This is a genomic window from Ruegeria sp. CF2 (assembly GCF_056537385.1).
Genome location: NZ_JBQFRL010000003.1, coordinates 231,568 through 251,946, shown reverse-complemented (window position 1 = coordinate 251,946; position 20,379 = coordinate 231,568). Strand labels below are relative to the sequence as shown.

Annotated in this window: 18 protein-coding genes, 1 tRNA gene and 1 riboswitch; of the genes, 9 read left to right on the top strand and 10 right to left on the bottom strand. The window is 58.9% G+C overall.

All coding sequences use genetic code 11. The features are described 5' to 3' along the window. Window positions 1–77: 77 nt before the first annotated feature. A complete protein-coding gene (gene gyrB, locus ACR0IR_RS14990) occupies window positions 78–2,495 on the top strand; it encodes a DNA topoisomerase (ATP-hydrolyzing) subunit B (RefSeq protein WP_093963605.1) in 2,418 nt (805 codons plus the stop codon). A 176-nt stretch (window positions 2,496–2,671) separates the two neighbouring features. On the opposite strand, the gene ACR0IR_RS14985 is transcribed toward gyrB, so the two are convergent. Then, the gene (locus ACR0IR_RS14985) at window positions 2,672–3,586 is read right to left on the bottom strand and encodes an SdiA-regulated domain-containing protein (RefSeq protein WP_170365544.1); all 915 of its coding nucleotides are present in this window, start codon (window positions 3,584–3,586) and stop codon (window positions 2,672–2,674) included. 231 nt (window positions 3,587–3,817) lie between these two features. On the opposite strand from ACR0IR_RS14985, the gene ACR0IR_RS14980 reads away from it, so the two are divergent. Beyond that, window positions 3,818–4,540 (top strand): DUF4956 domain-containing protein, encoded by a 723-nt coding sequence (locus ACR0IR_RS14980; RefSeq protein WP_170365542.1) that lies wholly within the window; start codon window positions 3,818–3,820, stop codon window positions 4,538–4,540. Here ACR0IR_RS14980 and ACR0IR_RS14975 read toward each other — a convergent pair whose 3' ends face one another. The 7 genes from ACR0IR_RS14975 to ACR0IR_RS14945 form a co-directional block, all read right to left on the bottom strand. After that, window positions 4,541–5,482, bottom strand: coding sequence for a metallophosphoesterase family protein (locus ACR0IR_RS14975; protein ID WP_170365541.1), 942 nt, complete (start codon window positions 5,480–5,482; stop codon window positions 4,541–4,543). It lies immediately after the preceding gene. Continuing rightward, window positions 5,472–6,905 (bottom strand): hypothetical protein, encoded by a 1,434-nt coding sequence (locus tag ACR0IR_RS14970; RefSeq protein WP_170365539.1) that lies wholly within the window; start codon window positions 6,903–6,905, stop codon window positions 5,472–5,474. Before ACR0IR_RS14970 ends, ACR0IR_RS14975 begins: the two co-directional genes overlap by 11 nt. 782 nt (window positions 6,906–7,687) lie before the next feature. After that, window positions 7,688–7,861: a hypothetical protein gene (locus ACR0IR_RS14965; protein ID WP_170343104.1), complete on the bottom strand. Its 174-nt coding sequence runs from the start codon at window positions 7,859–7,861 to the stop codon at window positions 7,688–7,690. A gap of 42 nt (window positions 7,862–7,903) precedes the next feature. Beyond that, window positions 7,904–8,209: a hypothetical protein gene (locus ACR0IR_RS14960; protein ID WP_170365536.1), complete on the bottom strand. Its 306-nt coding sequence runs from the start codon at window positions 8,207–8,209 to the stop codon at window positions 7,904–7,906. 52 nt (window positions 8,210–8,261) lie between these two features. Beyond that, window positions 8,262–8,876 carry a hypothetical protein gene (locus tag ACR0IR_RS14955; RefSeq protein WP_170365535.1) on the bottom strand — a complete coding sequence of 205 codons (615 nt, stop codon included), beginning with the start codon at window positions 8,874–8,876 and terminating at the stop codon, window positions 8,262–8,264. 55 nt (window positions 8,877–8,931) lie between these two features. Then, a complete protein-coding gene (locus tag ACR0IR_RS14950) occupies window positions 8,932–9,231 on the bottom strand; it encodes a hypothetical protein (protein WP_217357139.1) in 300 nt (99 codons plus the stop codon). A 363-nt stretch (window positions 9,232–9,594) separates the two neighbouring features. Then, window positions 9,595–9,894, bottom strand: a complete 300-nt coding sequence (locus tag ACR0IR_RS14945) for a hypothetical protein (protein WP_170365531.1) — start codon at window positions 9,892–9,894, stop codon at window positions 9,595–9,597. 645 nt (window positions 9,895–10,539) lie between these two features. Further along, window positions 10,540–10,747, top strand: a riboswitch (cobalamin riboswitch). Between the two features lie 103 nt (window positions 10,748–10,850). Here ACR0IR_RS14945 and ACR0IR_RS14940 point away from each other — a divergent pair. The 4 genes from ACR0IR_RS14940 to ACR0IR_RS14925 are packed head-to-tail and all read left to right on the top strand — an operon-like array spanning window position 10,851 to window position 14,031. After that, window positions 10,851–11,249 carry a DUF1636 family protein gene (locus ACR0IR_RS14940; protein ID WP_170365530.1) on the top strand — a complete coding sequence of 133 codons (399 nt, stop codon included), beginning with the start codon at window positions 10,851–10,853 and terminating at the stop codon, window positions 11,247–11,249. After that, the gene (locus tag ACR0IR_RS14935) at window positions 11,246–12,052 is read left to right on the top strand and encodes an ABC transporter ATP-binding protein (protein WP_170365529.1); all 807 of its coding nucleotides are present in this window, start codon (window positions 11,246–11,248) and stop codon (window positions 12,050–12,052) included. The genes ACR0IR_RS14940 and ACR0IR_RS14935 overlap by 4 nt, the downstream gene beginning before the upstream one ends. Further along, the gene (locus tag ACR0IR_RS14930) at window positions 12,049–13,002 is read left to right on the top strand and encodes an ABC transporter substrate-binding protein (protein ID WP_170365527.1); all 954 of its coding nucleotides are present in this window, start codon (window positions 12,049–12,051) and stop codon (window positions 13,000–13,002) included. Before ACR0IR_RS14935 ends, ACR0IR_RS14930 begins: the two co-directional genes overlap by 4 nt. Further along, the gene (locus tag ACR0IR_RS14925; RefSeq protein ID WP_480779133.1) at window positions 13,003–14,031 is read left to right on the top strand and encodes a FecCD family ABC transporter permease; all 1,029 of its coding nucleotides are present in this window, start codon (window positions 13,003–13,005) and stop codon (window positions 14,029–14,031) included. A gap of 131 nt (window positions 14,032–14,162) precedes the next feature. Here the strand turns inward: ACR0IR_RS14925 and ACR0IR_RS14920 are convergent. Next, window positions 14,163–14,252, bottom strand: a tRNA-Ser gene (locus ACR0IR_RS14920). Between the two features lie 707 nt (window positions 14,253–14,959). Between ACR0IR_RS14920 and ACR0IR_RS14915 the strand changes: the two genes are divergently transcribed. Both ACR0IR_RS14915 and ACR0IR_RS14910 read left to right on the top strand, forming a co-directional pair. Further along, window positions 14,960–15,745: a FecR family protein gene (locus tag ACR0IR_RS14915; protein ID WP_367647698.1), complete on the top strand. Its 786-nt coding sequence runs from the start codon at window positions 14,960–14,962 to the stop codon at window positions 15,743–15,745. A 38-nt stretch (window positions 15,746–15,783) separates the two neighbouring features. Beyond that, window positions 15,784–18,018 carry a CHASE2 domain-containing protein gene (locus ACR0IR_RS14910; RefSeq protein WP_367647697.1) on the top strand — a complete coding sequence of 745 codons (2,235 nt, stop codon included), beginning with the start codon at window positions 15,784–15,786 and terminating at the stop codon, window positions 18,016–18,018. 233 nt (window positions 18,019–18,251) lie between these two features. Here ACR0IR_RS14910 and hemC read toward each other — a convergent pair whose 3' ends face one another. Continuing rightward, on the bottom strand, window positions 18,252–19,214 hold the full coding sequence (gene hemC / locus ACR0IR_RS14905) for a hydroxymethylbilane synthase (RefSeq protein WP_170365523.1): 963 nt from the start codon (window positions 19,212–19,214) through the stop codon (window positions 18,252–18,254). Between the two features lie 106 nt (window positions 19,215–19,320). On the opposite strand from hemC, the gene hemE reads away from it, so the two are divergent. Further along, complete coding sequence (hemE, locus tag ACR0IR_RS14900; protein ID WP_170365521.1) at window positions 19,321–20,355, top strand: uroporphyrinogen decarboxylase; 1,035 nt, start codon at window positions 19,321–19,323, stop codon at window positions 20,353–20,355. Window positions 20,356–20,379: the final 24 nt, after the last annotated feature.

Genomic DNA, 20,379 nt, shown 5'->3' with positions numbered 1-20,379 from the left:
ACAAAATCTGGGGGGATGACGTGACATTCCCCACCAGAGAACGTATAACTTACCAAAATAATATAGGTACTGACGGCATGTCCGAAGACGCACAGGCAAATCAGGAATACGGCGCAGATTCCATCAAGGTTCTCAAGGGGTTGGAGGCTGTCCGCAAACGCCCCGGAATGTATATCGGCGACACCGACGACGGGTCCGGTCTGCACCACATGGTGTACGAGGTCGTGGACAACGGTATTGACGAGGCTCTGGCCGGTCACGCCGACCATGTGACTGTCAAGATTCACGCAGATTCCAGCGTCTCGGTCAGCGACAATGGCCGCGGGATTCCGGTGGACATCCACCCCGAAGAAGGTGTCTCGGCGGCCGAGGTCATCATGACCCAACTGCACGCCGGCGGGAAATTCGACTCGAACTCGTACAAGGTGTCGGGCGGCCTGCACGGCGTGGGTGTGTCGGTGGTGAACGCCCTGTCCGACTGGCTGGAGCTGCGCATCTGGCGCAACGGCAAAGAGCATTTCGCCCGGTTTGAAGGCGGCGAAACCTCGGAGCATCTGAAAGTGGTCGGCGAATGCGGCGACCGGACCGGAACCGAGGTGCGGTTCCTGGCTTCGACCAATACGTTCTCGAACCTTGAGTATGCGTTTGAGACGCTGGAGAAGCGGTTGCGCGAACTGGCCTTCCTGAACTCGGGCGTGCGGATCATCCTGATTGACGAGCGTCCGGCCGAGCGGCTTGAGACAGAACTGTTCTACGAGGGCGGCGTCAAGGAATTCGTGAAATACCTCGACCGGTCGAAAACTCCGGCCATGCCCGAGCCCATTTATATCAAGGGCGAGCGCGACGATATCGGGGTCGAGATCGCGATGTGGTGGAACGACAGCTATCACGAAACCGTCCTGCCATTTACCAACAACATCCCCCAGCGGGATGGCGGCACGCATGTCGCTGGCTTTCGTGGAGCGCTGACCCGCACGATCAACAACTACGCGCAGTCCAGCGGGATCGCGAAAAGGGAAAAGGTCAGCTTCACCGGCGATGATGCCCGCGAAGGCCTGACCTGCGTGCTGTCGGTCAAGGTCCCTGACCCGAAGTTTTCCAGCCAGACCAAGGACAAGCTGGTCAGCTCGGAAGTGCGACCGGCTGTCGAAGGGTTGATGAACGAGAAGCTGGCCGAGTGGTTCGAGGAGAACCCCAACGAGGCCAAGACCATCGTCGGCAAGATCATCGAGGCCGCCCTGGCGCGCGAAGCGGCGAGGAAAGCCCGCGAACTGACCCGACGCAAGACGGCGATGGACGTCAACTATCTGGCCGGCAAGCTCAAGGATTGCTCTGAGAAGGACCCGGCCAAAAGCGAAGTTTTCCTGGTCGAGGGGGACTCGGCCGGCGGATCAGCGCAGACCGGTCGCGATCGTCTGACGCAGGCGGTTCTGCCCCTGCGCGGCAAGATTCTGAACGTCGAGCGTGCGCGGTTCGACCGAATGCTGTCCAGCCAGGAAATCGGCAACCTTGTGATGGCGCTTGGCACCGGTATCGGCCGGGACGAGTTCGATATCTCGAAGCTGCGCTACCACAAGATCGTCATCATGACCGACGCTGACGTGGACGGTGCACATATCCGGACCCTGCTGCTGACGTTCTTCTACCGTCAGATGCCCGAGTTGATCGAGGGTGGATATCTCTACATCGCGCAGCCGCCGCTGTACAAGGTTTCACGAGGAAAGTCAGAGGTTTACCTGAAGGATCAGGCGGCGCTTGACGACTATCTGATCAACCAGGGTGTCGAGGGCGCCGTGCTCAAGTTGGGCTCGGGTGAAGAGATCGTGGGTCAGGATCTGACCCGTGTGGTGGACGAGGCGCGCCAGCTCAAGCGCGTGTTGGATGCCTTCCCGACGCATTACCCGCGTCACATCCTTGAACAGGCCGCCGTTGCCGGGGCGTTTGTGCCCGGGGCGGTGGATGCCGACCTGCAGGGCGTGGCCGACAAGGTCGCGGCGCGACTGGACCTGATTGCGCTGGAATACGAGCGCGGCTGGCAGGGCCGGATCACTCAGGATCACGGTATCAGACTAGCGCGCATCCTGCGCGGCGTCGAAGAAGTCCGCACGCTGGACGGTCCGATGCTGCGTTCCGGCGAAGCGCGCAAGACAGGCAGCTTTACCCAGAGCCTGCAGGACGTCTACAACCTGCCGGCCACATTGGTCCGCCGCGACCGGTCGCAGGTCATCCACGGCCCGCTGGATCTGCTGCGCGCCATTTTGGAAGAGGGCGAAAAAGGTCTGTCGCTCCAGCGCTACAAGGGCCTGGGTGAGATGAACCCCGATCAGCTGTGGGAAACTACGCTGGATCCGGATGCGCGGACATTGCTGCAGGTGCGTGTCGATGACATGGTCGAGGCCGATGACTTGTTCACCAAGCTTATGGGCGACGTGGTCGAGCCGCGCCGTGAATTCATCCAGAAAAACGCGCTGAGCGTGGAAAACCTGGATTTCTAGTCGCTTCGCAAGACTACTGAACCGGCCCAACTGAAGGCTGCTTTTTTCAGGACCCTCCTACGGCCAAAAAACGCGGCCTGGGAGCGGTTCTGAGTGGCGCGGATCAAGGAAGTTGGACCCAATGCGGGCTTTCTTGGCTAAGTCATCCGTACGGGGTGAGTGCCGTGCAGTAGCGATCAAAACTCAGGGATATTGAAAACGTACAGGCGCGACTTCTCGGCATCGTCCGTGAGGATGTAGAGAAGCCCTTTGGCCTCATCCAAGGCGATCCCTTCGGGGTGCTTCACGACCTTTCGGTCTCCATTTTTCATATACGTCAGTTCGATCGTATCTGCTGTTTTCGTCTCTGGATCGTACAAAACGATCTGGCGTCCCTTGTCGCTGAGAATCCACAGCACACCCGACACGGACCAAGCCAAACCGCTCACATCCAGTTCATCGTCATTCACGCGATCCGAAACAAAACCAGATCCACGATCCAAAGGGATGACTTCCTGAATTTCAGTCAGGTCCGGTGACACGACCAGCAACAGACGCGGTTGTCCTTCAATGACAACGAATACTCGCCCAGTGTCCGGGTCGACGGTGATGCCCTCAGGCCCCTTGTTCAGCGGGTTGCCGACAAGCAGTTCGGCAGCGGCCGGGTACGCCTTGAGGGAGGCAAGTGGGACCCTTGTCAGTTGGATAGGGTCGGTTGGTTGAACGACCAATATCGATCGATCGGTTTCCTGAAGGAGCAAAACCGACCCATCTTTTCGCGACGCGACGCCCTCCAAATCTGATCCGGCCAAAGGCGGCAACTGGAAGGAGTTTCCCAATACTCCGTCGACTCCAAGCAGGTGCAGTTTCGGCTCAGCGTCGCTTACAGACCAAAGAAAGCCTTCAGCGTTGGACAGCGACAAACCGGAAGGTTCGGAAAATCCCTTTGATTTGTCCGCCACCTTGAATCTATCGACCAGAACCAGATCAGCATTTTTTGCAAAGGCAGAGCCAGACCAAGGCAAAAACGCTGCCGCTAAGAAGCTGGCCGCAAGAGCAGGTCTTCCAAATTTGCACAAGCGCCGTGAAACTTCAGGTTTTGACGGATACACGTGCTTTCTGCCCTTCGGTTTTCTCGTGTGTGGAACACACTTCTTTATCGCATTCGTATCACAACTTGTCTGCGATGTCGGAAGAATGCGCTTTGAACTCTTTACCTGATCCTCCTTGTTGGGATTGACTTGTAAGGGGCGCGATTTGCGCGTGATGACGTGTACTGTCTGGGCACAAGCAGGAAGGACGATGAGTTGAATACGATTTTCCCGTTTGTGACTGTGTTGTTGATGCTGCTGTTGCCCGCTGCGGCGATGTCGCAAATCGACCCGGCAACGATGCTTGCCGGGGCATCGGAATCGGAAATTCTGATCGAACGCAGATGGATCCAGTTTCGCGGCAAACAGGAACTGTATTTCTTTTCTCTTGATGTGCTGGTCACGATCATTCTGGCCGGCTTGATCGTCTTTCATCCGGTGCGGCGCAAAGCCCGTAGAAGTGTCGGCGACATAGTAATGCCCAGGCTCTTCTTCCTGTATGCGCTGATCGGCATGGCGGTGGGGTTCCTTGTCGTCCAGCACGGGTCCATGATCGGGTTCGTTATCTTCGGCATCGGCGCATTGCTCAGATTTCGCTCCAATTTGGATGATCCGATAGACACTGTCGAATTGATCGTCGTAACCGTTCTTGGGCTTGCGGTCGGATTGGGCCTGCCGCTGATGGCCACACTGGTGGCGGTTGTCTGTTGGTGTTTCATTTGGCTCGGAGGGCGAAACAAGGGCGTTGAAATATCGCTTAAGGCTTCGGACGAGGTGCACTCATTGAACGTCAGCAGCGCCATTGAAGCCATGGCCGCCGACGCCGGCTGGAAGCTGATCAGAAAACACCATGTTCCCGGCAAATCCCGAATTTCATTGCTTTTCATTACCTCGGGTGGACTTTCCGAAGCCCGTATCGAAGAGATGATAAACGATTTGGTCCCCGAAAAAGTTGAGTTGAAACTCAGCTTCTAGTCATTGCACAAGGTCTAAACGTTTCAACACCGCATTCGGGGATCTGATCTCTGTCGGGAGCGACTTGAAGTCGACAGACCTTTCGAAATCCGGCCCTCGATATACTGCTATCCCAAACTCTCCGTTCGGCTGGAAGGTGACATGCGTGAAACTGTGAGGTGACCTGGCGCGATCACCGATTAGCCGCCGCGGGCCACCGCCCAAGCAAGCTTGCGAGACATAGGCCACGCCGTCTTTCCAGCCAGGGTAAAAAGCATGATGGTGTCCAGACAGGTGCAGAACGACGCCGCTTTGCAGATAGATTCTTTCAAGCGTCGGGTCACCGATGATTTCGCGTTCGCGCTGGATCGCAAACGGCCACAGCGGGAGGTGGCTGAACGTGACAATCGGGTCTCCACCTGCCCCAAGTTGCACAAGTTGGTCCGGCTGATCGCCGGATAGTGGCCCAAGGGTCGTGGCATCCAGAGACGCAAAGGTTATCCCCTGCATTTCAAACGCGTAGAAGAACGGATAGTCATCCGACATCAGGAAGTTGACGTTTGGTTTTCTCGGGCCCCATTCCTCGGCGTATATTTTTCTCTCGCGCTCGAACCCGCGATAGGCCGACGCATCATGGTTTCCCGGCGTGACCGCAAATGGAATTCCGGCAGCCTCCAGCGGGTCGGATACCGCCTTGTGAAACGCCTTCCACATCTCTCTGACCTGCTTGTCTGAAAGGTTTGGGATGCGTTGCCCGGCGACCATGTCGCCCGTCGAAATCACCAGATCGGGATCAATCTCGATTATCCGCTTGATCGCCTTTTCGATGCGCGCATCGTATCTGACCGAGCCATAGCTGCCGTTCAGATCCGAGATAACGATTACGTCCAAAGCGGCCGCTTTGCAGGCGAGCACGACCGTCCAAACGAACGCCGCGACAGTGATCGAACGCTTACGGATCATTGCAGTCCAGGCCCTCCGCCTCGGTATTTTTGTTCAAAAAGAATGTGACAGGGTCCAAGTCGAACACCAGATCGCCTTTGGCACAATTGCTCTTGAGGATGGATGTTGCCAGCGCAGTGTTTTTGACGACCTGCGCAATCTGACGGTCCGACAACCCAAAGCTTTGTGACAACCAGCCGTAAACCGGGCCTTGCGTTTGAAGGTCACTGTTCAACGCAACCAGCCGCCGGTATGTGTTTGGAGAGAAATGCCGCATTTTCTCCAGCATCTGAGTGGATTTCGCGAAGTTGGCATATTCGACCCGCCCACCGGCATCGTTGTCGTTCAGATTGCTGCGACGGATCAATATTGCATCGGCGGGAACGTCTCCATCATTCGGCTGATGGTGCTTCGTTTTCTGGTTCTTCAGTTTTCCGTCTTCGACCCAATACCAGTAGGGCGTGAAATCAATATTTCCCACACGGTCCTGCTGGCTGAAGATGAAGTCGAGCAGAACAATCTCGGTAAGCTCCTGCATCCAGAATGCCATCTGCCGGTCGCTGACATCGGGCCCAAGGTCCTTGTTGATCTGCCGATCCTTTCGGCCTTCCCTGACACCCTCTGCAATGGCCTCGGGCAAGCGTTTTGACGACCGCAAGGCCAGGAAAGCGGGTGTTTCCTGAAAATCGCGATTTTGGCCTTTGCCCCAACCGGACTTGCGGGTGCCGTTGATTTCCGAGCCGTAGCGATGACCGGGGCTATCAAGCAGGACACCGTATATCTGCGTTCGATCCGCGGTGAACAGATCATCCGTCGGTTGGTACGAGTTCGGGTCGGCATCCGCAGCCACGAAAACCCGCCAGCCTTCATGGTTCATGCGCCCGCCATGAGATCCGCCGGAAATCGCAAGGCCGGGCTCTGCAACCTCGGTAAGATGCGCCTTAGCGTCCATGCTGCGCCAGACCGCCACCGGAACTTTCACCGTCGCGTCGAAATACCTTGAGAAATGGTAGTAGAGCAGCGACGAGGTGGAAAACGTTCCGCTTGTACCCTTCTGGTTCATGGTGGATTTGAATTTGGCCGCTCTGCCCTTGGCCAGTTCTTTTGCCGACTTGCCCTCCTTGCAAGCGTTTCTCTCGAACTCAGAGCGGTTCCCCACGTAGGGTCCTTCCGAAATATCGTAGACGGCCATCCCTGGGCTGGTGCTCCAGGTTTTTGGGCAAATGGCGATTTCGGGCGCATAGAAATCGATCTCGCAATAGGCAGTTTCTTCCTCAAGATCGCTGTTCTTGTACTCGCCCGTTGGGACTTTTTCGATCCGAATGCAGCGTTCCGTAACACCATTGGGACTATCAAATGTCGTGGCTTCTCCGCGAACATCGTCGCTCGCCCACAAGGCTGTGGGTGCAATGAAAGCCAGTGACCCCAGAAGATTGAACCTCATTTGGATAGTCCTCCCGATGTCATTTGGGGCAAATCGCGGCCTGTTGTTCGGCGGAGATCTTCAAACTGGGGTCGAAACTGAAGTTTGAGAATTTCGAGTCAATCCACTGGTCACACCCGCCCGAACATGGGGCCCCGTTTCGGGCATCATTCCAATATTTCTTGGCCCTGTCTTCCGTCCAGCCGCAAAACTGAACAAGCGCCATTGCCGACAAGGCGCCTGAGGAATGAACGCCCCACATGCAGTGCACCAGGACAGGACCCTTTCCAGGGTCCTCAATCACCTGGTGTATGGCGGCCATGACACTGCCGGGGCGGGACGATCTGGCGCTCTGATAGTCAAAGGCTCCGTTTCCACAGCTGGTGCGGCCGTATTCGGTGTTCTTGCCGAAGTCCGCATAAAACCCGGCCGAAAACCCTTCATCGCACAGTGTTTCGCGCTGAGCGTTGCTCAAGCCCGTTCGACCCTTGTCGCCGCCCTTGAAGCCAGAGCGGTACAAAACGCCGCTTAGGACTGGGCGAAAGAAAGCGACGCCGTCGACGCCTCCGTCGCTGCCCCTAGAGAGCATCTGGCTGTTGCTTGGGCCACCGTTTCGACTGGTCACGTCAGAATTCGCCGCAGTTGCCAGAACACCGATGAATATGAGGGACGTCAAAAACCGCATGCGTATTCCTTTCTGTTTTCAGCCAGCGATGCTCACGCTTTTCCTGCCGGCAGTCCCGCCGAGAGGCGCGTTCACGGTAACCAGGTCAGATCGGCGGTTGGCTTGCCGCCCTGAAGCCTTAGATCGGCCACACCAGATTGATGATAAATATGACCACGAAGTAGGCCAGAAAAACTTTCCAGTTCCATTGGTGTTTGTTTTCTTCGTTGATCACGCCGGCCGATTTCAAGGCCAGGTTGGTGATGATCAAGGCGACAACGATAACTGCCGCATGTGCCAGATCGAAATGCAAGTTGAAGCTCCTTTTTGCAGAATTGGGATTGATGAATGCGTGTCAGCAGTCACCTGACGGCAGCATCGCTACGTCCGAGTATCTTCCCTCAGATGTCGTGATCCGAGCACAAGCACCGGTCTCCTTGTTGAACCAGTACGAGGTCAGCCCTTCGCTTCGGATGAGTTCAAACCCGAGACTTTGAATGCCCATTTCAGCCTGACCCGCTCTTGCGCCTTCAAATGACGACAGATCGCTGGAACTGCCCACAATCGGTGCACTTGCTTCCACTGATCCGCCACTTTCGTCGCATCCTGCAAGCACAGAGACACTGACCGCGCCGATCGCCACTAGAGTCTTGGATTTCATCTGTTCTTCCTGATTGTTTTGGAAATGCGGTTCAGGGTTTCAGGTCGATCACCTACTCAATTCCAAAAATGACGTTGTAGTCGACGGTAGAGCTGCCGCGGTTGATGACTTCGACAACATGATCGCCGGATTGCCACAGCTGTCCGCGATACTCCTTGTCCGCAGACATCAATCCTAACAATTCAGACCCATCGGGGTTGCGAATGACGTAGTCCAAAGAGCCATTTCGCGGAGCAACGCGGACGTAAAGAAACTGTTCGTTCTTCGCGCCAAGAACGTATTGCTGCGATTCCCCTGGCGCGAGTTGACCGACGAGCTCGGCGCCGGTGGAACCGGCATCGAATTTGACGCGCTGGCTACCTGTAGACCCGGCGGCGCCGTCCATGGCTCCGCCACCATCATCCATCGCCTCGACAACCGACATCTCGCCAATGCTTCCGTCCTTGTACGCAATGCAGCGCCAAAGTGTTCCGCCGGCGTCACGCAGCATGACGAGCGTGCCGGCTTCCGAGAACTGTGAGCTTTCGATCGTGCCGGATTGACCGTCCGGACCACCGACCTGCCGCAGATGGTCGATGCACGCGTCATCGGCGTCTGACATGGCCAGCGCGGCTGTTCCGCTGATCGCAAGGGCGGGAGTTAAAAGGTTCAAAAAACTGCGTTTCATGAGCAGGTCCTCTGTTGGTCTATCCTAAGTGTTGTGTTTCCGGTGAGCAGAAACCTCACTTCGCTTCCCGCAACTGTGCCAGAAACTCGTCGCATGCCTGTGCGCTGCCGACGATCTCGTCCGTCGTTTCAATTCCTTGCAATGATGCCATCTCGGAGTTCACGCGATTGAGGATCTGATCTGCTTGTTCGGCGGTGATCAGGTTCTCGGCCTGAGCTCCCTTCAATGTGGTGCACACACCGGCGGACAAGCCTGTCGCGACACCGACACCCATCGCGGCCCCGCCGCCCAAGGTCATCGCTCCAACCACGCCGAGGATGAGCCCGATCACAAGCCCCAAGATCACTTTTCCCATGTTTTCCTCCCATTTTGCGGGAAAGAGTTCCGCCTTCATTCCTGGCGCAAACCACGTACCCATCTGCATATCAAAACCAGTGCCAACAGGTTGAGCACCGGTGCAATCGCCGCGAGCCACGGTTTGGCCGACTCTGAGAAAAGGTCCACCGCAAGGACCCAAGGCAGACCCAGCGGCAAAAGGAATACGCCGGACAATGGGTCTCGTTCCTGTCCAAACCAGCCAAAAGTGCCCGTCACAAACGCAAACAACGCCAACAGGTAAAGGGTCGCGAACGCGATGATGGTTATTCTGCAGACCAAGCCGGACCTCAGCGTATCAAGCCAGTGCTGCGCAGCTGATTTCGGCTACGCATCAAACCGGTCACAACGCGCCTTCGTCGCCGAGGAACTCGATACCAGCTGTCGCGCCATCACTGTAGGCAATACAATTCCACGGAGCCCGATCCTCTCCAACCCCAACGGTAACTTGTGTTCCAGCCTCGCTGAACGCGGATGAGAGCACGACCACTTGCGAATTGTTTGTTGTTTTGGCCACGTCTCGCAGACACGCCTGTTGGGCGGGGGTCAGTTCGGCGGATGCACTTGACGTGCTCGTATCGTCACAGGCCGCTAGTAGTGCGAAACACGTCGCGCCTGAAATCATCATGGCTTTGTTAATCACTTTCTTCTCCTCTTGGATTTGTTGATGCTTGTAGAATAGCTGGTCCTTTTTTGCGCGCTCACGTCTATGCGGTCCCCGGTTTTGCCGCCAATGACATGGTTGGCAGACAGATATTCTGCCGATCCCCGGGACCGTGAACAAAGCGTGCTGACGTGATGAAATCATGGGCAAAAGCCGGTGCGAACTTTCGAGCAAGGGATCGTACATTAAGTCCGGGCACCGCGTCCTCCCAACGCTGATCTTCGTAAAATGCCTTCCGACCGCCAGCACTCACTCCAGCAGTCGGAAGGGCCCGACGAAACGGGCGACAGCGACAACAACGGAGGTAAAGCTAAAGTTGTGTCGAATTCGTATGTTTGAATCAATCACAGGATAAATCAATGATTTTTCCGCGCGTAAATTTTGTACGCTTGCCAACGATAGGCTTCTGCATTCAAAGAGAAAAGGCGAGGCCGCTCACGGAGGCTTGGCAGTCAGCCCGCTTGCACCGCCGTGTTTCGGGACCTTCCGGGCCATCTTAAGCCAGTTGGTCAGAACGACGTAATTCACCGCCCGGTCTGTCGCTCAGGTGGTGCCGAAGGGTCGCCGGGACACCTCCATTGTGCAGCCGCCCAGAACGTCGTTGACAGTGCAATCGGTTTCATGGATGAGATTGGCGCTGATGGTTCCCGATCGTTTCGGCGGTCGGGTAAAAGGGAATACGGTGCGGCGCCGTTCTGACGCCAACTCCGTGACTGCCCCCGCAACTGTAGGCGGTGTGCGACCCCCGGATGCCACTGGGCCGATAGGTCTGGGAAGGCGGGGCAAGCCATACACCGCGAGTCAGGAGACCTGCCATCATCAAACGCAACTCAACCCGGGCGGGGTGTTCCGGAAGGAGGCCAAGATGGCATTTTCGGCTTACGCCGCTGACATGACTGGTTCCCTTTCCGCCCCGCGATTTCGCGGAGGGCGAAATGAACCGACAATCAACACATCACATCACGGTTTGCCTATCTTGCCGACCCAAGGGCGCAGCCGCACGCCCCGGGCCTGACCTGATCGGACGATTGCGCGCCGCGCTGGCCGAAGACGACGGTTTGGCAGGTTTTGACGTTTCCGGTGCCGCCTGCATGGCCGGGTGCACCCGACCCTGTACCGTCGCCTATCACGGGCCGGGCAAGGCATCTTACCGGGTTGGCGGTATTACGTCTGAAGAGACCGGGGCATTGGTGGAATTCGCCCGGCTGTACCAGCAGTTGCGCGATGGATGGTGCAGCTCGGTCGACCGCCCGGCCGGGCTTCGCCACGCAACACTGGCCCGCATTCCAGCCGCGATGGCTGCGTCTTCGGAAAATGCGGATTGCGCCTCATGAGTGCGCCTTTGCTGTCGGTGGATGCCGTCACCTGGGCGCCGCGAAAACGAGCGCCGTTGGTGCTGCACGAGACCAGTTTTGAGCTGATGCGCGGGCAGGTCATGGGGGTTGTGGGGCCGAACGGTGCCGGCAAGACAACCCTTCTGCGGATGATCTACGGCTATCACCGTCCGTCCTCGGGCGACATTCTGGTGGACGGCGGATCCGTCAAAAGAATGGCCCCCCGGGCGCTGGCGCGTCAGGTTGCCGCCGTGCTGCAGGAGCAGCCCTCGGATTTCGCGCTGACCGTGTGCGACGTCGTGGCGTTGGGACGTGTGCCGCACCGGTTAGGCCTGTCCACGCCCGGCAGTCGTGACCACCAGATCATCGAGTCCGCGCTTCACCGAATGGATCTGCACGGGTTTGCCGACCGTGGGCTGGCCACTCTGTCCGGCGGCGAGCGTCAGCGTGTGATGGTCGCCCGCGCCCTTGCCCAAGAGCCCCGGATTCTTGTGCTGGACGAGCCTACCAACCACCTGGACATCCGCAACCAGCTAGAGGTGTTGCGGCTGATCCGGGACCTCGACCTGACGATCGTCACCTCGCTGCACGATCTGAACCTGGCCGCCGATGTCTGCGACCGTGTTCTGATTCTGAAGAACGGTCGACCCTGCGGCTTTGGCCCAACCCAGACAGTGCTGAGTGACAGGCTGGTCTCTGACACGTTCGATGTCACCGCCCGGCAAGAGCAACTCAGCCTCAGTCACAAACCTCACCTGACCTATCAACTCCCCAATCCCCAACCAGAAGGAAGCTTGGAATGAAACCGACCACCCTGGCCCTGGGCCTTGCTTTGGCCGCCAACACCGCGACCGCGGAAACCACCGTGCAAAGTTGCAATCGAACCGTCACCTTTGACGAACCGCCCAAGGCGGCGATCTCGAACGACGTGAACCTGACGGAAATGATGCTGGTGCTGGGCCTGGCCGACCGGATGGTTGGATATACCGGCATTTCCGGCTGGAAGACGTTGGATGAAGACATGCGCGCCGGAGTGCAGCAGCTGCCCGAGCTGTCGGCCAAGTATCCCAGCAAAGAGGTGCTGGTCGGCGCAGATGCCGATTTCTATTTCGCAGGCTGGAACTACGGGATGAAAGTGGGTGGCGAGGTGACGCCGGAGACGCTCGAACCCTTCGGGATCAAAGTCTACGAACTGACTGAAAGCTGCATCCATATCGGCGACAAGCCCAAAGCCAGCATGGAAGACATGTACAACGATCTGCTGAATCTCGGTCGTATCTTCGGTGTCGAAGACAGGGCGCAAAAGCTGGTTCAGGGGTACAAGGCCGAACTTGCTGAGATCACCTCTGGCCTGAATCCTTCTGACGAACCGCTGCGTGTCTTTGTCTATGACAGCGGCGAGGATACGCCGTTCACAGCCGGCCGCTATGCCATGCCGACCGCTCTGATCGAGGCCGCAGGCGGCGTCAACATCATGGATGATTTCGAGAAAAGCTGGGCGACCGTCACCTGGGAGGAAGTCGTCGATCGCAACCCCGAAGTCATTGTGATCGTCAATTATGGCGACGTCACCGCCGAGCAGAAGCGGGACTTCATGGTCAATAATCCTGCATTTGCAGATCTGGACGCGGTCAAGAACGATCGCTTCGTGGTTCTGGAATATGTCGAGGCCACACCCGGACCGCGCAACATCAAGGCGGTTCGGAAGCTCGCCCATGGCTTTTGGGGCCCGGCTGCCTCGGTTGGCAACTAAATGCGCGTAGTGCAGGCGCGCCGGGTACTACCGCTCTGGGCAGCGATGCTGGTCGGGCTGGTCGTGTTGGTCGTGTCCTTGTCCTTTGCGATCTCGGTGGGGGCCATTTCGGTGCCCACCAAGACCGTCTGGGGAGTGTTGCTGCACGAAGCCGGCCTATCCTCGGGCGAGCCGGCATGGTCAAAGGGCCGCGCCGCGATTATCTGGGAAATCCGTTTTCCGCGCGCCTTGATTGCCGTCATGGTCGGGGCCGGATTGGCGATTGTCGGGGCCACCCTCCAGGCGGTCACAAGAAACCCGCTGGCCGATCCGCACCTGCTGGGCATTTCGGCCGGCGGCGCGTTTGGAGCCATTCTTGCCTTGATGCATACCGGCTTGTTTCTGGGGCTTCTGACCGTGCCGGTCATGGCGTTTCTGGGTGCCCTGGCGGCCACGCTGACGGTCCTGAGCGTTGCCCGCTGGGCCGGCGCCACAAGCGCGGACCGCCTGGTCCTGACCGGTGTGGCGGTGTCTTTCGTCATCATGGCTGGCGCCAACATTCTGATTTTCTTCGGCGATCCCAAGGCGGCTCATACGGTCGTGTTCTGGATGTTGGGCGGGTTGGGGTTGGCTCAATGGTCGTACCTGATCTACCCGCTGGCGATCCTGCTGCCATGCGGCACCTGGTTATGGCTTCAGGCCGCCAGGCTGAACGCGATGACCATCGGGGATGAGACTGCAAGTTCGCTGGGTATTGCGGTGGCGCGGTTTCGGCTTGGTGTCTTTGCAGCTGGCGCGCTGATCACCGGGGTCATGGTGGCCTTCTCGGGCATGATCGGCTTTGTCGGTCTTATGGTTCCGCATATCGTGCGGTTCCTGGTTGGCGGAGACTACCGACGCGTCGTTCCTCTGTCGGCAATTCTGGGTGGTTTGTTTCTGCTCTGGGCGGATGTGGTCGCCAGAACCGCAATGGCCCCCGAGGACATTCCCGTTGGCGTCGTCACGGGTCTTTTGGGAGGGATCTTCTTTATTCTGTTGTTGAAACGCTGAGTGTTCGAGGCCCGTTGGCGGATCATCTGCCAAACGGTGCTTGAAACTGGCGGAGCATCGGCGAAAGCGCGCAGCAAAAGTGTAGAACTTGAAAGCAAGCCCTTCACTATTTTAGTCATATCAATGGGTAATGGCGGAGACGAAGGGATTCGAACCCTCGAGACGGTTTCCCGCCTACTCCCTTAGCAGGGGAGCGCCTTCGACCACTCGGCCACGTCTCCGCCGACGGGTATAGCCGTGCAAGCGACGGAAATACAAGGCCAATTCCTGCGCCACCGGAAATTTTTGCCGGATTGGGCGAAGCCCTTGAAAACGCTTGGAATCGCTTAGGTCTGCACCCGCTTGGACCAAGGCGTGGTCACCATGTCTTGCTGTTGGATTTCCAAGAACTATGCGTGGATTCGCGTTCTGCTTCGATTTGGTTTCGCTATCCCAACGTCGGTTGGCCTGAGAATTTACGCGCGGCCAGAGTACGTAATCGGACACATAATTATGGCGAGCCAGGTGCGGTGGGGAACTGCATCTGCAAAATGATGGGTGTCGCGAACGGCTGAACCAATTGGAGAGGTTGCCTGCCTTTGGCGTTGGAACGCGCTCTGCTGGATCACCAGTGTTAGGTGGTTTGACCTGCAGAAACGGCCGTTTCTTTTGACTAAACTCGGCGGCTCAGCTTCTCCGCTGAACAGGCATAAGAACAGAAAACTTGCCAATTACATGCCAATGGATGCATATTTGCTAAGATTTTAGTCATTTTGATTGATCCAAAAAACAGTTTCAGAGGCTGGCCGGGCAGTGAGCGCATCCGCGCTCGACAGTAACCTTTGGGGGAAGGGCTGGCATTTTGGCTTGGTTGAAGATTGTTCTGGTTGGTTTTTTCGTTCTTTGCGTTCCTGCCCTCAGTTGGGCAAATATCGGAACCGTAATCAGCGTGAAACAGGGGGCGGACGTGACCCGTGGCGGCAAAACGCTGCCCCTGCGTAATGGGATGGAGGTGTTGTCCGGCGACTCGATCGTCACGGATGCGAATGGCGTGGTTCAGCTTGTCTTTGTGGATGACACGAAGATCGCGGTTGGTCCCAATGCACGGATGGTTCTGGACGTGAAGATGTTGCGCGGCAACCGCAAGGCCAAGAGCTTTGCGGTCGAGGCGCTGGGCGGAAGCTTCCGGTTCATCTCAGGCAAAAGCAGGAAACGCGCCTACTCCATCAAGACGCCGACGGCCACCATGGCGGTGCGGGGCACGGTATTTGACATGTGGATCGCGCCGGGAAACCAAAGCGCGATGCTCGTGCTGCACGGCACGGTTCAGATGTGTGGCCTCGGCGGCTCTTGCCGATCGACCGGCCGGATTTGCAGCTTGTATGCAACCAGCCAGCGCGGTGCGGTCGGGCGACCGGTCGATCAGGCGATGTATGACAAGGCCGTGGTCAGCGGTTTTCCTTTCATTCAGTCGCAGAAAGACCTCAAACCGCCTTTGCAGGTGGATGTCGAAGGTTGCTCGGGTGAATCCCAACCTGCGCCGCGCGCAAAATCGGACGCGCCCGAACCGCGCCGGTCCGCACCACCGCAGAGGCAGGTCAAGGCAGCGGTTGCCGCGCCGCCCGAACAACCGGATCCGGTTGGGCAGTTCGACAGGCCGGGCGACCGGCCCGAAACTGTCGATGATCGGCGGGATGCTGACGGCGGTGTCTTTGGGTCCGGCGGCGATGGCTAGAGCGTTGTCCATGTCGTTGCCGGCGAGCAGAGGTTGACGTGAGCGTCAGGCAGCACGAGAAAGCCGGACGGCGCCGTGCTTTTCGGCTGGTGGGCCTGGGTCTGATCCTGTTTGGTTGTCTGCTGCGGGTACTGGACCCTTATCCGGTCCGCATGTCCCGGCTGATCTATTTCGACGTGTTGCAGCGGTTGTCCCCGCGCGCTTTCGATCCCGATTTGCCGGTCCGGGTCGTCGATATCGACGAAACGTCGCTCGAGAATTGGGGCCAATGGCCCTGGCCGCGGACCCTGTTGACGCAGATGGTCGAGCGTTTGGGCGAGTATGGCGCCGCTTCAATCGCTTTTGACATGTTGTTCGCCGAGCCCGATCGGTATTCACCGTCGCGGCTGCTGAGTGATCCGGCCCTGGCTGACATTCTCAGCGCCAAAGAGGAGGCCGCCCAGCTGGACAATGACATCTTGTTCGGGGCCGAGGTTTCGAACTGGCCCGTGGTGATGGGTGTGGCGGCGCGGTTGACCGGAGGGTATCAGGACATTGCCCCGAAGGCCGGGATCGTGGAGATCGGCGAAAACCCCGCCGCCGGGCTGGTGTCCGTGCCCCACTGGACTCCGCTGGCGCCACCGCTGGACCAGGATGCAACCGGGATCGGCGGTGTGAATGTTTCACCTTTGGGCGGCACGGGCGTGGTGCGTCGGGTTCCGGTCTTGTGGCAGGGGCCAAGCGGTGTTCTGCCCGGACTTGGGCTGGAGGCCCTGAGGGTCGCGACGGGCGAGCCGGTGATCTTCATCGAAGGGGCTCAGGGCGAGGCCGGCATCGTGCTGTCGGTCGAACTGGCGGGTTTGGTCCTGCCCACAACGGAAAACGGAGAGGTCTGGGTCAGGTACAGACCGGATGATCCCGGACTCTACCTGTCGGCCAATGACATACTGCAATCCGCGGATGATCCGGTTCTGCGCAGCCAGATCGAAGGCCGGATCGTATTGATCGGAACGTCGGCGGCAGGTCTGTTCGACATGCATCAGACTGCGTTGGGAGAGTCCGTTCCCGGCGTCTCCATCCATGCCCAAGTCATCGAGCAGGCGCTGCTGGGCGACATGCTGACCCGGTCGGATGTCACCGCCGCCCTCGAACTTCTGGCTTTCATCATCCTTGGAGTCGTCGTCACGGTCGTCATGTCCAGTTTCGGGGCCGTTGCCTCGTTCATGGCCGGCGGCATCGCGGCGGCCGTGGTTGTCGGGGTCAGTTGGTTGGCATTTCAGAACCAGTCCGTGCTGTTCGATGCAACCTTCCCGCTTGCCGGCGGGATGGCCAATTTCGGGCTGTTGTCCGGTTATCTGTTCATATCGACCGAGCGGGAAAAGCGGGTGATCCGGCGGATCTTCTCGCACTATGTCGCGCCCGAGATCTTGGACGAGATGGATGCAACCGGACACCAACTGCAACTGGGCGGTGAAACGCAGGAAATCACGGTCATGTTCTCGGACATTCGCGGGTTTACACCGTTGTCCGAGCGGGTGTCGGCCACAGACCTGGTCGCGCTGCTCAATGAACTGTTCTCGGTTATCGGAGACCGGATCCTGCACGAAAAAGGCACCATCGACAAATTCATCGGGGATGCGGTCATGGCGTTCTGGAACGCGCCGGTTCCGGTGGAGCGGCACCCGCTTCTGGCGGCACAGGCTGCGTTGCAGATGCGGCGAGCTCTGGCCGAGTTCAACGCATCGGACACGATGCGCGGGCATCCTCCGATCGCATTGGCGACAGGATGCGCCACGGGAATGGCCTGTGTCGGCAACATCGGCTCGCGGCGGCGATTCAACTACACGGTGATCGGAGATGTGGTCAACGTCGCCGCTCGAATCGAGCAGAGTTGCCGCCAGGTCGAATATGACATCCTGATCTCAAGCTCAGTCTCACAGGCCGCTGGCGTCGATCTCGCGATGCTTGAAGCCGGGCTTGTTCATCTGAAAGGCAAGACCGAACTGGAGCCGATATTTGCTTTGGTTGGTGACAGCGCGTTGGCCCATAGCGCGGATTTCCGGAAGCTGCAGGAGATGCATCAGGATCTGATCACTGCGATACGTGCACGGCGGTCTCACGACGAAATACAGCGCTTGAGCGAAGCCTGCAGCATCCAAGCTGGCTTGGTCGAGCCGGGCCTGCGCGCGTTCTATGCGGCCTTGCCGGGACGGTCGGCTGATTTCCGGTTCGACATCCGCTCGGGCCAGGCGATGTTCAGTCATCATGGCAACGTGCACCGGTTTCCCGGATGACAGGGACCCATTGCGAGCCGCAGAGTCAAAACGGGCCGCGCCTTTTTTCAAAGGCACGACCCGTTTCGATCGGACAGGGTTCTCAGTCTCGCCCCCTCGAATACTATCTACAAAATCACGAACTAAAACTTCGATACATTCGAGACTGATCCACATTCCCAATCGGGATGACACATTGATGCCCGATTTCAACCGGGGCGACAGTGAAGCAGTTCACATTCGCAGAAACTTTTTTACAAATTTCTCCACTCGAAGAATCCGGGCCCGGCACGGTGCAGCAGTTCTGCCGCCATGGCCCGGCCCATTTCCGCTGCGTCCTCCGTCGAACCGGTCTGGCTCTCACTGATGGCATCCGATCCATCCGGGCGCAGCACTTCGCCGCGTAGGCGCAACTGCCCATCGGCAAGTTCGGCCAGACCGGCAATCGGAGTTTCGCAGGACCCGTCCAGCGCGGCCAGCAACGTGCGCTCGGCCGCCAAACGACAGGCCGTTTCAGAGTGATGAATGGCCTCCAGCATCTCGGCGGCCCGATGGTCGTCCGCGCGACGTTCGATGCCGATCGTACCTTGCGCGATGGCCGGCAGCATGTCGTCGGGCGAGATCGCAGTGGCAGGTACGTCCTGCATGTTCAGGCGGCGGATGCCGGCCATGGCCAGAAACGTGCATTCGGCCACACCATCGGCCAGCTTCTTCAGGCGGGTCTGTACGTTGCCCCGGAACTCGACCACGTTCAGATCAGGTCGGCGGTGCAGCAACTGGGCCCGCCGCCGCAGCGACGAGGTGCCGACGACCGCGCCTTCGGGCAGGTCATGGATCGAGTTGAGGCGGGGCGAGATGAAGGCATCGCGCACGTCCTCGCGCGGCAGGAACGTGTCCAGCACCAGCCCCTGCGGCTGTTCGACGGGCATGTCCTTGGTCGAGTGCACGGCGATGTCGATATCGCCAGCCAGCATCGCCTCTTCGATTTCCTTGGTGAACAGACCCTTGTTGCCGATCTCTTTCAACGGGCGGTCCGCGTCGATCATGGCGCGGTTGTCGCCGGTGGTCTTGATCACCACGATCTCGAACGCCTGTTCCGGCAGATCGAAGGCATCGCACAGCCGCTGACGGGTTTCATGGGCCTGGGCCAGCGCCAGCGGCGAACCACGGGTGCCGATCTTCAGCGGCGATGCGGGGGTGGGCAGGGTCAAAGTCATGGGCACAGCTTTAGTCGCGTCACATTGCCCTGACAATGGGGGCCACGCTTGACATTTTGCCGCTGAAGGCGGACCCGTTGCGCAAACCGGAATAGTGGGGGCTGACATGGCCGAGAACAAGAAACTGCTGCGGGCGCTGGCGGGCGAGGTACTGGACACGCCGCCGATCTGGATGATGCGACAGGCCGGACGCTATCTGCCGGAATACCGCGCGACGCGGGAACAGGCGGGCGATTTCCTGTCGCTGTGCTACACCCCCGATCTGGCGGCCGAGGTGACGCTGCAGCCGATCCGCCGCTATGGGTTCGATGCCGCGATCCTGTTTGCCGACATCCTGCTGGTGCCGCAGGCGCTGGGCGCCGACCTTTGGTTCGTCACCGGCGAAGGGCCGCGCCTGTCGACGATCACGCAGCAACCGGATTTCGATGCGTTGAAGCCGGTTGATGCGATTCACGAGACCTTGTCGCCCGTCTATGAAACCGTGCGCATCCTGTCGCGCGAGTTGCCGTTCGAAACGACCCTGATCGGCTTTGCCGGCGCTCCGTGGACCGTTGCCACCTATATGATCGCCGGGCGTGGCACCCCTGATCAGGGTCCCGCCCACGCCCTGCGCGAGGAAAACACCGCGCTGTTCGAGGCGTTGCTGGACCGGATCACGGCGGCCACGATCGAATATCTGTCGGCTCAGATCGAAGCGGGGGCCGAGGTGGTCAAGATTTTCGACAGCTGGGCCGGGTCGCTGAAAGGCGAGGCTTTCACCAAATACGCGGTCCAGCCGTGCCGGACCATCACCCAGGCGCTCAAGGAACGCCACCCGGGCATTCCCGTCATCGGTTTCCCGCGTGAGGCGGGCGAGGGTTATGTCGGTTTCGCGAAGGCCACTGGGGTCGATTGCGTGGCGCTGGACAACTCGGTTGCGCCGGAATGGGCGGCCGAACATGTGCAGGTGGATGGCTGCGTGCAAGGCAACCTGGCCTCGTCGCACATGGTCACCGGCGGGCAGGCGCTGGTGGATGAGACCCGCCGCATCCTGCGCGCCTTTTCCAAGGGGCCGCATATTTTCAATCTGGGTCACGGGATCACGCCGGATGCCGACCCGGAGAATGTGCAGTTGATGATTGACACGGTCCGCGGCGGGTAGGCTGCGCGGGAGGGGGCCAGCGCC

Bases quoted from the DNA above. Each gene is read 5' to 3' on its own strand.
- gyrB (WP_093963605.1), top strand. From the start codon at position 78: ATGTCCGAAGACGCACAGGCAAATCAGGAATACGGCGCAGATTCCATC.
- ACR0IR_RS14980 (WP_170365542.1), top strand. From the start codon at position 3,818: ATGCTGCTGTTGCCCGCTGCGGCGATGTCGCAAATCGACCCGGCAACG.
- ACR0IR_RS14975 (WP_170365541.1), bottom strand. From the start codon at position 5,482: ATGATCCGTAAGCGTTCGATCACTGTCGCGGCGTTCGTTTGGACGGTC.
- ACR0IR_RS14970 (WP_170365539.1), bottom strand. From the start codon at position 6,905: ATGAGGTTCAATCTTCTGGGGTCACTGGCTTTCATTGCACCCACAGCC.
- ACR0IR_RS14960 (WP_170365536.1), bottom strand. From the start codon at position 8,209: ATGAAATCCAAGACTCTAGTGGCGATCGGCGCGGTCAGTGTCTCTGTG.
- ACR0IR_RS14955 (WP_170365535.1), bottom strand. From the start codon at position 8,876: ATGAAACGCAGTTTTTTGAACCTTTTAACTCCCGCCCTTGCGATCAGC.
- ACR0IR_RS14950 (WP_217357139.1), bottom strand. From the start codon at position 9,231: ATGGGAAAAGTGATCTTGGGGCTTGTGATCGGGCTCATCCTCGGCGTG.
- ACR0IR_RS14940 (WP_170365530.1), top strand. From the start codon at position 10,851: ATGAACCGACAATCAACACATCACATCACGGTTTGCCTATCTTGCCGA.
- ACR0IR_RS14935 (WP_170365529.1), top strand. From the start codon at position 11,246: ATGAGTGCGCCTTTGCTGTCGGTGGATGCCGTCACCTGGGCGCCGCGA.
- ACR0IR_RS14930 (WP_170365527.1), top strand. From the start codon at position 12,049: ATGAAACCGACCACCCTGGCCCTGGGCCTTGCTTTGGCCGCCAACACC.
- ACR0IR_RS14925 (WP_480779133.1), top strand. From the start codon at position 13,003: ATGCGCGTAGTGCAGGCGCGCCGGGTACTACCGCTCTGGGCAGCGATG.
- hemC (WP_170365523.1), bottom strand. From the start codon at position 19,214: ATGACTTTGACCCTGCCCACCCCCGCATCGCCGCTGAAGATCGGCACC.
- hemE (WP_170365521.1), top strand. From the start codon at position 19,321: ATGGCCGAGAACAAGAAACTGCTGCGGGCGCTGGCGGGCGAGGTACTG.